Genomic DNA, 8,453 nt, shown 5'->3' with positions numbered 1-8,453 from the left:
TCAAAGAGTTTGTTGCTGGTACTGTGTCGACGTCCGGTGAAACGGAAGACGACTCTGCGGGGACGCAACCGTCCAAGGGATAACCGGATCGAGGGTGCGTCAAAGACGTTACTTCTGGAGCCCCCGGGCAATTCGCTTCGGGGGCTTCGCTTTTTAATTCTTCCTTTCGTTTGGGAGCGTTGATCCAAACTGCTTTGGGAAGGCTTGCAGGTGTGGGAACGCCGGTTACGAGTGGTGCACCGCTTTCGGGAAACATTGCCAAACCTATAATTGTTTGTTCGGCTCTTTCGAGAAATCGCAACGCAACATCAATGCTGCCATCCGCGATGTACATGGCGTGCGATTCGACATCCTCGACGGCTTTGGGCCGACGGGTGATTGGTTTCATTTTCGCCACTTATTCGACGCGTTTGGTGACCACGCGGTCTTTGATTGCATGCCACTCGGCATCGGTCCACGGTTCGGCAGCACCGCTTGATATCCCGGCCATCAACGCTTGCTCGATTTCGCCTTGCTTTTCACTTGCAGCTGCTACCAGCGCGACGATGAATTCACTCGGATTCGCATATCCGCCTTCTCTTACGCCTTGATCGACAAATTGCATCAAATGATCTGGCAAATCGACTGGTATATTGGACATTGGGTTCACGCTCTCTCGTATGGTCCGCGACCGACAACATGGTTTTACGCTGGGGCCCTTCGGGCACACCTCCGACGTAATTCAAACGCCAAAACAATTCTACAATCAAATCTAGTTCAAGACATGTGCGAGTGGGTAGCGTCGGTGTCGTAAAACCCTTCCGTTGTGCGACCCTAGACTGTTGGATTGTCGACATCGCCTCGAACGATGCGTGCAATGTCCACGACCCCATCACGGTGCCGAAAAAATATCACGTAATTGCCCAAATATATGGACCGGATTCCTTCGCCCAATTCCGGACGCTCATCTCCGATCTCTGGATGCTGTGATGCGAGACGGCATTTCTCGCGAAGCCTCGGCATGATATCAGCTTCCTTGCTGTGTAGATTCGACCTTGTCGATTTCCGCGTTCACTTCCGCAAAGACTGTTTCTTCGTCGAAATGTTGACCATTATCCAACTGGTCAATGCCAACTTGAATTTCGGCTTTCAATTGTTCACGCCCCATTAGTATCCGGACGCCTTCAATAATCGCCGCTTCTTCTGAATCGAAACGACCGTCGGCAACTAACGATTTAACAAACGCATTGATGTCACTCGGCAAATTCAGATTCATCATTCACTCCAATGGGCCGGGGCACATAACATGGCTTTTACGTAAGGCCCCTTTGGGGACATCTTCGGCATGGTTTTGGCCGCGGCTCCATTATACAATCAAATCCGATTCAGAACATCTTCGCTTCGGTTGCGGCGATGTCGTACATAACTCCGTTGTCCGCTCTTAGTCATGCGTCACTCGACATCCGACAACTCGGTTCGCGTCGACGTCCCAGACGATTGGGACATTTGGGATGATGGAGACGATGATCTCTTCGTTGCTGCCGCACCGGAGGAAGACGAAAACGAGATTCAGCCACAACTCTTGGTGACGCGTGAATTAAACGCGGCTTCCGATTCCGAATCCTACATGGTCGGCAACGTCGCTTTTCTGCAAACCGGTGTCGCAGACTACGTAGGGCACGGTAGCGGCTCGTTTTCCTGCGATGGCTACGACGTCGCGTGGCATGAATTTACGTCGTCACAAATTGGATTCACGCTAACCGCGATTTCATATTTCATCGTTCTCGGCGATTCTGCTTATCAATTCCAATTTAAAGCACACCCTGATCTATTCGGACGCTGGCGATCTTCAATCGAGGCGATCGTTCGCACATTAACCTTCACGTAGCGGGCGTGTAACATGGTTTTTACGCCAGGCCTTCGGCACACCTTCCTTGAATGGCCATGCGGGCTGTCTTCGCCGACCGCGATCATTTTGGCACGGACAGCGAATGGTATCCGGAGATGGTTGACCTCTTTGAGGTATGGTTCTCGTAGCCTCTTTCGAGGAAACGAGCGATCGGCAAGAATGGGCGGCTTACGATTTCCGACGCCAAATCCGTGGCAAAATTCTCTTTCACAGTCCGACGTAGTGCCAAGCGAACCCTCCACCCCCACCGGAAAGTCGGCGATTAATGCGTTTCTGATTCACGCAGCAATGATACTGCATCGCTACGGAACGCCCTCGCACCGGCTCGAGCGTGTGATGACGCAAGTGGCGTCATCGTTGGGGGTGGAAGCGGTGTTTCTGTATACGCCCACGGCGCTCGTGATCTCGATCACCAACGGGGCCAACGAAGAGACGGTGGTCCGCCGCGTGGATTCACGCGAAATGCACGTCGACAAGCTGTTCCAAGCCGACGATGTCCTGGGAAAGCTCGAGCGGGGCGAAATCACGATCAAGATCGCCGCTTCACGACTTCGCGAAATCGATCACAGCGAGCCGACGTATCGGTTTATCCCCTTCGCGCTCGCCTGTGCGACCGGCTGTGGTGTACTTGCCACGCTGTTCCAAGGCTCGCTCGCCGAAGTATTGGCCGCGATGGTGATTGGATTGGTCATCGCCGTGATCGAACGGACAGCCGAACGATTCAGTGGTGAACCAAGCCTACTGCATCCGATCTCGGGTTTTGTGGCGGCGATCTTGTCGCTCGGCATTGCACACTTCATTATCCCGATCGACGACCGTTTGGTCACGCTAGCGGGGTTGGTCGTGCTGCTGCCAGGACTCCGGCTAACCGTCGCCCTTACCGAGTTGGCGGTAGGGCATTTGTCGGCTGGCGTGGCTCGTCTTGCCGGCGCGATTGTGATGTTATTTACACTACTGCTAGGCGCCGCGATTGCTTGGCGTTTTGCACTCCCATGGCGTGATATTCCTGAAAAGATTGCAGTCACAGGAACCTATTGGCAATGGATCGCGTTGTTGATTGCTCCGATGGCGTTTGCCATCATCTTTCAAGCTCGCATGGCTCAGTGGCCTGCGATCTTCTGCGTTTCGATGCTTGGCATCTTGGTCCTTCGCTCGGTGGATCCTTTTTATGGTTCCGAAGTCGCCTCGTTCTCCGCAGCACTGGCGGTCGGATGTGGCAGCAACCTGTACGCTCGCTTCCGTGGTCGTCCCGCGTTGATTGTGCAAACCCCCGCAATGATCATCTTGGTTCCTGGATCGTTTGGTTATCGATCGCTGATCGCGATGCTGGATCATGAAACCATCGCGGGCATCGAGATTGGTTTTCACACCGTGATGATTGCGATGTGTTTGGTCGGTGGGTTGCTGATGTCCAACGCGTTGGTGCCGCCGAACCGAATCCTTTAATCCAAAGTTGCCGCCATGGAAACCTCCGCTCAAGAGCTGGACGATGCCTATCGGCAAACGATCTATTGGTGCGAATTGCCGGAACAGTCCGTTGCAATTCGCATTGGCCACAAACATCCCGTGCTAGACGATGCACTGCGAAACGAAGCGGTGAACGAGTGGGCCTTCATCACCGCCTATAACCCTCATTCGACTCTAAAAACGCCGCCACAAAATCGTGCAATGAACGAGCGATTAGAGTGCGAGATCGCCCGTCTCGGCTATTCATGTTGGCACGGCACCGGCATCGATCCCAAGGGAAAGTGGCCGCCTGAGGCCAGTTTTTTGGTCGTCGGAATCGAGCCTTCATCCGCAGCTGATCTCGGCAGGAAATACCACCAGAACGCGATCGTCATCGGACGTGTCGGTGGTGCTGCGGAATTGCTCTTTTTGACTTCTGCACCTGGATGTCGCTGAAGACTCTACCCACCGTCCCCCAAAGCGAGGAATGTCAAATTAATAAGTGACGCAATCGCTCCTTGTTAGCCTTCACTCATGAATCGAATTTCGTTACTAGCCGGCGGATCGGTGATCGTCTTCGTCATTTGCGTGGCGCTGTTGTTTGCTACCGATGGGGATCGGACTTCGGATGGCGATTTCGATTCGCGGCCATTGATGCTGTACTGCGCCGCCAGCAACCGAGCGGTGATGGACAAGGTTATCCGGGATTACCAACTCGAATTTCAGCGGCGAATCCATGTCCAATACGGCCCTTCGCAAACCTTGTTGTCATCGATTGCCGTCAGCAAGACGGGCGATCTGTTTCTGCCTGCGGACGACAGCTATTTGAAGATCGCGGAACAGAAGCAGCTTGTTACACAGCAATTTCCGATCGCGATAATGCATGCCGTGGTGGCCGTTAGAAAAGACAACCCTCACTCGATTTCCGCACTCGACGACTTGCTGCAAGACGACATTCGCTTTGTTCAAGCGAGTCCCGATTCGGCCGCGATCGGCAAGGTGACTCAGACGGCACTGAAGCGTTTGGGACACTGGGACGCGATCGATGCGGCGACCATTGGATACCGCACGTCGGTCAACGAGGTGGCGAACGACATCGAAGCAGGGTCCGCCGACGCGGGCATCGTTTACGACGCGGTGCTGCACACCTATCGCAACCTCTCGTTCGTCCGGATCGCAGAACTCAAAGACGCCGCTTCGCAGGTTTCGATCGGCATCATCGCAACGACTCGGCATCGCGAAGCGGCGGCACATTTTGCCCGCTATGTTTCCCGTAGTGCTCGCTCGCGCGAGCACTACAAGAACCATGGCTTTGACATTACCGACTGAACAAGTAACTACCGCACCGGTACAAGCTTGGCATTCACGCCGAGGGTTCCCTTCGCCGCCGACGTGCTCTGATCTAACACAAACGGCCCAAATTGACGATCCAGATGCAGCATCAGCACAGTATCGGTTCCGGCGGCCAAACGTCGCTCGGCTTTAAAGTCGGAGGTGTAGATCGCTTTCTTGGACACTCGGACTTCGTCGATCTTGCCCAGAAACGGACGCGTGGCTTGGCCCTGTGTGTCGGGATCGGCTCCGATGAACAGCGGCAATTTGTTGGTCGTTCGCTTGCCGGTGGCCTTTTTGGAACCGGCAAGTGCTCCGTTGATGTACAACTTCACTTCGCTTCCGTCATAGACGCCGGCCAAGTGAGACCACTGGTTCACGGGCAACACATCGGTCGCTTTGGCACTGTAGTATTTGCCTTTTAAATTCACATCAAATTGTGGCACGCCCTCATCCATAAAGAACGCGAACTCACTCTGCTGTGTCTTGGCGATCAACCCGCGATGGCCAGCGGCTTGAACCGGGTTCACCCAGGCTTCGAGCGTGAACGGTCCATTGGGGAGCTTCAGCTCCGAAGAATCCACTCGCACGGCAGATCGCTCATCAACAACGTTCAAACAACGATTCTCGCTGCCACTGAAATAGTCGGCAGGAACCGCGGCCAACTTCATCGAAATCGGAGTCGAGGTCGGCGGCAAATTGATCCGCGTCGACTGGCCAACATAATGCAAATCCATAAGGATGCGTGGGTTGGTCAATTCAGCCTGCAAATCGGCTTTGCGTTGTAAACCGAAGGACAATTGAAGGGTTTTGCCTGCTTCGATCGTCACATGTTGATGGTCAAGCGTGGTGGTCCAGTCTCGGTTCACTGGGTCCAGCGACGCGGTGGCTTCGATCGGTTGGGCCGAAGTGTTTGTCAACGAGAATGTTAGCTCGCCTGAAGCCGATCCATCAATCTGCAGCATCAAGTTGTTGTCGACCTCTACAGGCCGAATCTTGCGTGCCTTGTCGACATCGGCAAGAAATTCGGGAGTGAATTCGGTCGGATCGATGACCGAACCGACGGGCAGTGCCGCCACCGTGACACTTTCTTTGCGAACCGTCACCACGTTCAAGTGATGCAGGTAACCGGCCTCCGGAATGTCGGCCGACAAATGGCCTCCGGTGGTCGCCAACGTGTAATAGGCGATCCCGTCTTTGGGCCCATCAAAACGCATGTGATGAATGTGACCGGCGAAAACGGCACTGACGTTTCCCGCAGACTTCAAAATCCCGTGAACTTCATCCCAATTTCCGTCGGTGTAACCGGCTCCGATCCAACGTGGGTGATGCAAGAACAAGAAAACGTGTTCGAGATCTTTATGTTTTTCGAGCGACTGACGCAAGAAATCCAGCTGCTCGGGGCTCATCTTTTGTAATCGCCCTTCGTTGAACCCTTTTTCGTTGGTGGCCGAATCTCCTTCGTCACTGTACAGCACCACAAAGCCAGCGTTCTTGTGCTGGAATGTATACCACAACGGCCCGAAGTGTTTCTCGTAATTGGTTTCGTGTTGGCCTTGAGGAGCTTTGCCCTCACCACGCCAATAGACGTCATGATTCCCCGCGACGGGAAACCACTGCATCTTCAAACGATCCATGATCTCTTTGTACTCGGCCATCTGTTCCATCCACAACGGCGCGTCGTTGTAGCCTTGGATCAAATCACCCACGGTCATGACCAAATCGGGATCGAGCAAATTGGTGTCGATGACCGCTTGTTCGAGTACTTTCAAACCCGCAGGCACGCCTCCGGTGCGATCACCATAAACGACAAAGTGAAAGACATCCTCTTCTTTGGCCAGCGGCAGAACCCGCGATGATTTGCGGGTCGTAAAAAATTTACCCGCATCATCGTGACCGTGACTCTTGCTGTGCACATGAGGATGCGGGCCCTCATGAGCATGCGAGTTTGGAGCACACAGAATTATCAGCGAGATAACAGAGCAATGCAGAAGTAGTCGTGACATGTTGTTAGTTGGACCGTGGGGGGGAGGAGGGGATGGGGCGAGACGCGAGCCATCCCATGATATCTAAAAATTTCGCCGGCGACCGAGAAGTGGGTTCGCAAGCGGTGTTACGAGGCATTCTTGGTCGTTCCGTCGCCGCGTAGATCAAAATGGAAAGTTGTCTGCGAATCGGAGACGCTGACCTGCAATTCGGATTTTTCGTTGTAAGTCACGGGAAAACGCTCGGTTCGCTTTGGCTTCGGGGCACTCGATTCGGACTCGGACTCTTCCTCGTCTTCTTCGCCTCGTTCGCCCGTGCTGGCGACCGTGCTGATTCGCACCGTCTTGGGACCTTGCGTGACGCCAGCGGTTTTGCTGTTGAATTTCAATTCGTAATGGCCTGATTCATCGGTGGTGCCATACGAAAACGTGCGATCGTCTGCTTCGAAAAAGACGACGGCACCTTCGATCGGTTCGCCATCGAGCATCACCGTTCCCGAGACAGGAACCAATCCGATGCTGGAGTAGTCGGCATCCAGCGATCCGCCGCAGCCGAGAGTGGAAAGCACAAGCACGATACACGCGGTAGCGATGAACGCGGTGGCTTGTAAATGAGGACGCATTCGATTTGACTCCTTCACTGAGCGACCGCAAGTTCGCAGCCTGCGGTCACCCAGAGATGCTTTGGTTTGGTTTGGTTTTAAATGAAAGGACTTTTTGTGCTGTGTTTAGTACTCGGTGACGATTTCGTGTCCATCTCGCGACCCGATGGCTTTGTACGTTTCCATATCGAGTGAATCGGTGATGAAACGAACCGCACCGTCACTCATCGAAAAATGAGCACCACCCACGTGATAGCTGCCGAAGGACAGTTCCATCAGATAACCGCTGGTTGTCGGTGCTTTGCGAATCGCATTGATCTGGGCAATCGTGGTGCCGACGACTTCCGAGAATTCCGTACCGCCGGTGCCACCATCGCAGCGACATGGATCGGCTTGCGGCGAACCGATGTACCAGTAATCCATTCCCTGGCCGTCCTTGACAAATTCCGGGTCGGTATAGGATTCGCCGATCATGATCGTGTTGGAGGTTCCGTCGATGATGTCGCGAAACTTCGTTTTGCTACAGGCATAGAAAATGCCGTCTTGGTCAAGATTTTCGAGTCCCTTGGTGCCGACCACGGCAGTGCTTGTATCGTCAGAACTCGATTCCGTCCCCGCGCTACCGCGATAGCTGCCGGGAACACGCTCGGGGATTCCGTTGTAATTGAAATGTTCCTTTAGCGCCATGCTGGGACATCGATAAGTCGGGATCACGGTGCTGACGGCGATTTCGTTGGGTGAACCATCCGCGTCCCAGTTCCCCGGTCCGCTCTCTTGAAAGATCAGCGTTTGGTACAGATTGGCTTGCTCGATTTGTGGCAAGACATGACCGCTCCAGGTCATCCCGCGGTTATCCCAGCCGTAGGGAAAAACGCGAAAGGTATCGTGATAAGTGTGCAGCCCCAAACCAATTTGCTTCAAGTTGTTGCTACAAGACATCCGCCGCGCCGCCTCGCGAGCCGCTTGCACTGCGGGCAATAACAATCCGACCAACACACCGATGATCGCAATGACAACCAACAGCTCGACCAGAGTGAACGCGCCGCGCGAGCGGCGACTGGGAAGTTTCGCGGAAGCAGGATTCCACTGCATGTTTTTCGATTCCGTTATGAGGGACTTCACTGAAAACGAGCAATCGCTTCCAGCGTGTTTTCGCTTTTCAAATTCAGACCACAGTCATCTGAATCGGCGGAAGAATAG

General features: G+C 54.0%; 11 protein-coding genes. 4 read left to right on the top strand and 7 right to left on the bottom strand.

Annotated elements, in window-relative coordinates; translation table 11 throughout:
• The 4 genes from ABX962_RS23045 to ABX962_RS23030 form a co-directional block, all read right to left on the bottom strand.
• The coding region (locus ABX962_RS23045; RefSeq protein WP_372722693.1) for a type II toxin-antitoxin system RelE/ParE family toxin at positions 1 to 388 on the bottom strand (388 nt) is incomplete at its 3' end.
• Between the two features lie 9 nt (positions 389 to 397).
• A complete protein-coding gene (locus ABX962_RS23040) occupies positions 398 to 640 on the bottom strand; it encodes a type II toxin-antitoxin system ParD family antitoxin (protein WP_372722691.1) in 243 nt (80 codons plus the stop codon).
• 173 nt (positions 641 to 813) lie between these two features.
• Positions 814 to 1,002 carry a type II toxin-antitoxin system RelE/ParE family toxin gene (locus ABX962_RS23035; RefSeq protein WP_372722689.1) on the bottom strand — a complete coding sequence of 63 codons (189 nt, stop codon included), beginning with the start codon at positions 1,000 to 1,002 and terminating at the stop codon, positions 814 to 816.
• A 4-nt stretch (positions 1,003 to 1,006) separates the two neighbouring features.
• Complete coding sequence (locus ABX962_RS23030) at positions 1,007 to 1,258, bottom strand: type II toxin-antitoxin system ParD family antitoxin (protein WP_372722687.1); 252 nt, start codon at positions 1,256 to 1,258, stop codon at positions 1,007 to 1,009.
• A gap of 168 nt (positions 1,259 to 1,426) precedes the next feature.
• Between ABX962_RS23030 and ABX962_RS23025 the strand changes: the two genes are divergently transcribed.
• From ABX962_RS23025 to modA, 4 genes are all read left to right on the top strand, one after another.
• Positions 1,427 to 1,867 carry a hypothetical protein gene (locus ABX962_RS23025; protein ID WP_372722686.1) on the top strand — a complete coding sequence of 147 codons (441 nt, stop codon included), beginning with the start codon at positions 1,427 to 1,429 and terminating at the stop codon, positions 1,865 to 1,867.
• 243 nt (positions 1,868 to 2,110) lie between these two features.
• Positions 2,111 to 3,334: a threonine/serine exporter ThrE family protein gene (locus tag ABX962_RS23020; RefSeq protein WP_372722684.1), complete on the top strand. Its 1,224-nt coding sequence runs from the start codon at positions 2,111 to 2,113 to the stop codon at positions 3,332 to 3,334.
• Between the two features lie 15 nt (positions 3,335 to 3,349).
• The gene (locus ABX962_RS23015) at positions 3,350 to 3,790 is read left to right on the top strand and encodes a DUF3293 domain-containing protein (protein ID WP_372722682.1); all 441 of its coding nucleotides are present in this window, start codon (positions 3,350 to 3,352) and stop codon (positions 3,788 to 3,790) included.
• Between the two features lie 78 nt (positions 3,791 to 3,868).
• The gene (gene modA / locus ABX962_RS23010; protein WP_372722680.1) at positions 3,869 to 4,663 is read left to right on the top strand and encodes a molybdate ABC transporter substrate-binding protein; all 795 of its coding nucleotides are present in this window, start codon (positions 3,869 to 3,871) and stop codon (positions 4,661 to 4,663) included.
• An 8-nt stretch (positions 4,664 to 4,671) separates the two neighbouring features.
• Here the strand turns inward: modA and ABX962_RS23005 are convergent, their stop codons facing one another.
• The 3 genes from ABX962_RS23005 to ABX962_RS22995 form a co-directional block, all read right to left on the bottom strand.
• Complete coding sequence (locus ABX962_RS23005) at positions 4,672 to 6,672, bottom strand: LamG-like jellyroll fold domain-containing protein (protein WP_372722678.1); 2,001 nt, start codon at positions 6,670 to 6,672, stop codon at positions 4,672 to 4,674.
• Between the two features lie 107 nt (positions 6,673 to 6,779).
• Positions 6,780 to 7,274, bottom strand: coding sequence for a carboxypeptidase regulatory-like domain-containing protein (locus ABX962_RS23000; RefSeq protein ID WP_372722677.1), 495 nt, complete (start codon positions 7,272 to 7,274; stop codon positions 6,780 to 6,782).
• 105 nt (positions 7,275 to 7,379) lie between these two features.
• Complete coding sequence (locus ABX962_RS22995) at positions 7,380 to 8,345, bottom strand: DUF1559 domain-containing protein (protein WP_372722675.1); 966 nt, start codon at positions 8,343 to 8,345, stop codon at positions 7,380 to 7,382.
• Positions 8,346 to 8,453 lie beyond the last annotated feature (108 nt).

It is taken from the genome of Novipirellula sp. (assembly GCF_041583735.1).
In the GTDB taxonomy this organism is placed as follows: domain Bacteria; phylum Planctomycetota; class Planctomycetia; order Pirellulales; family Pirellulaceae; genus Novipirellula.
This window is presented reverse-complemented; position numbering and strand designations above follow the sequence as displayed.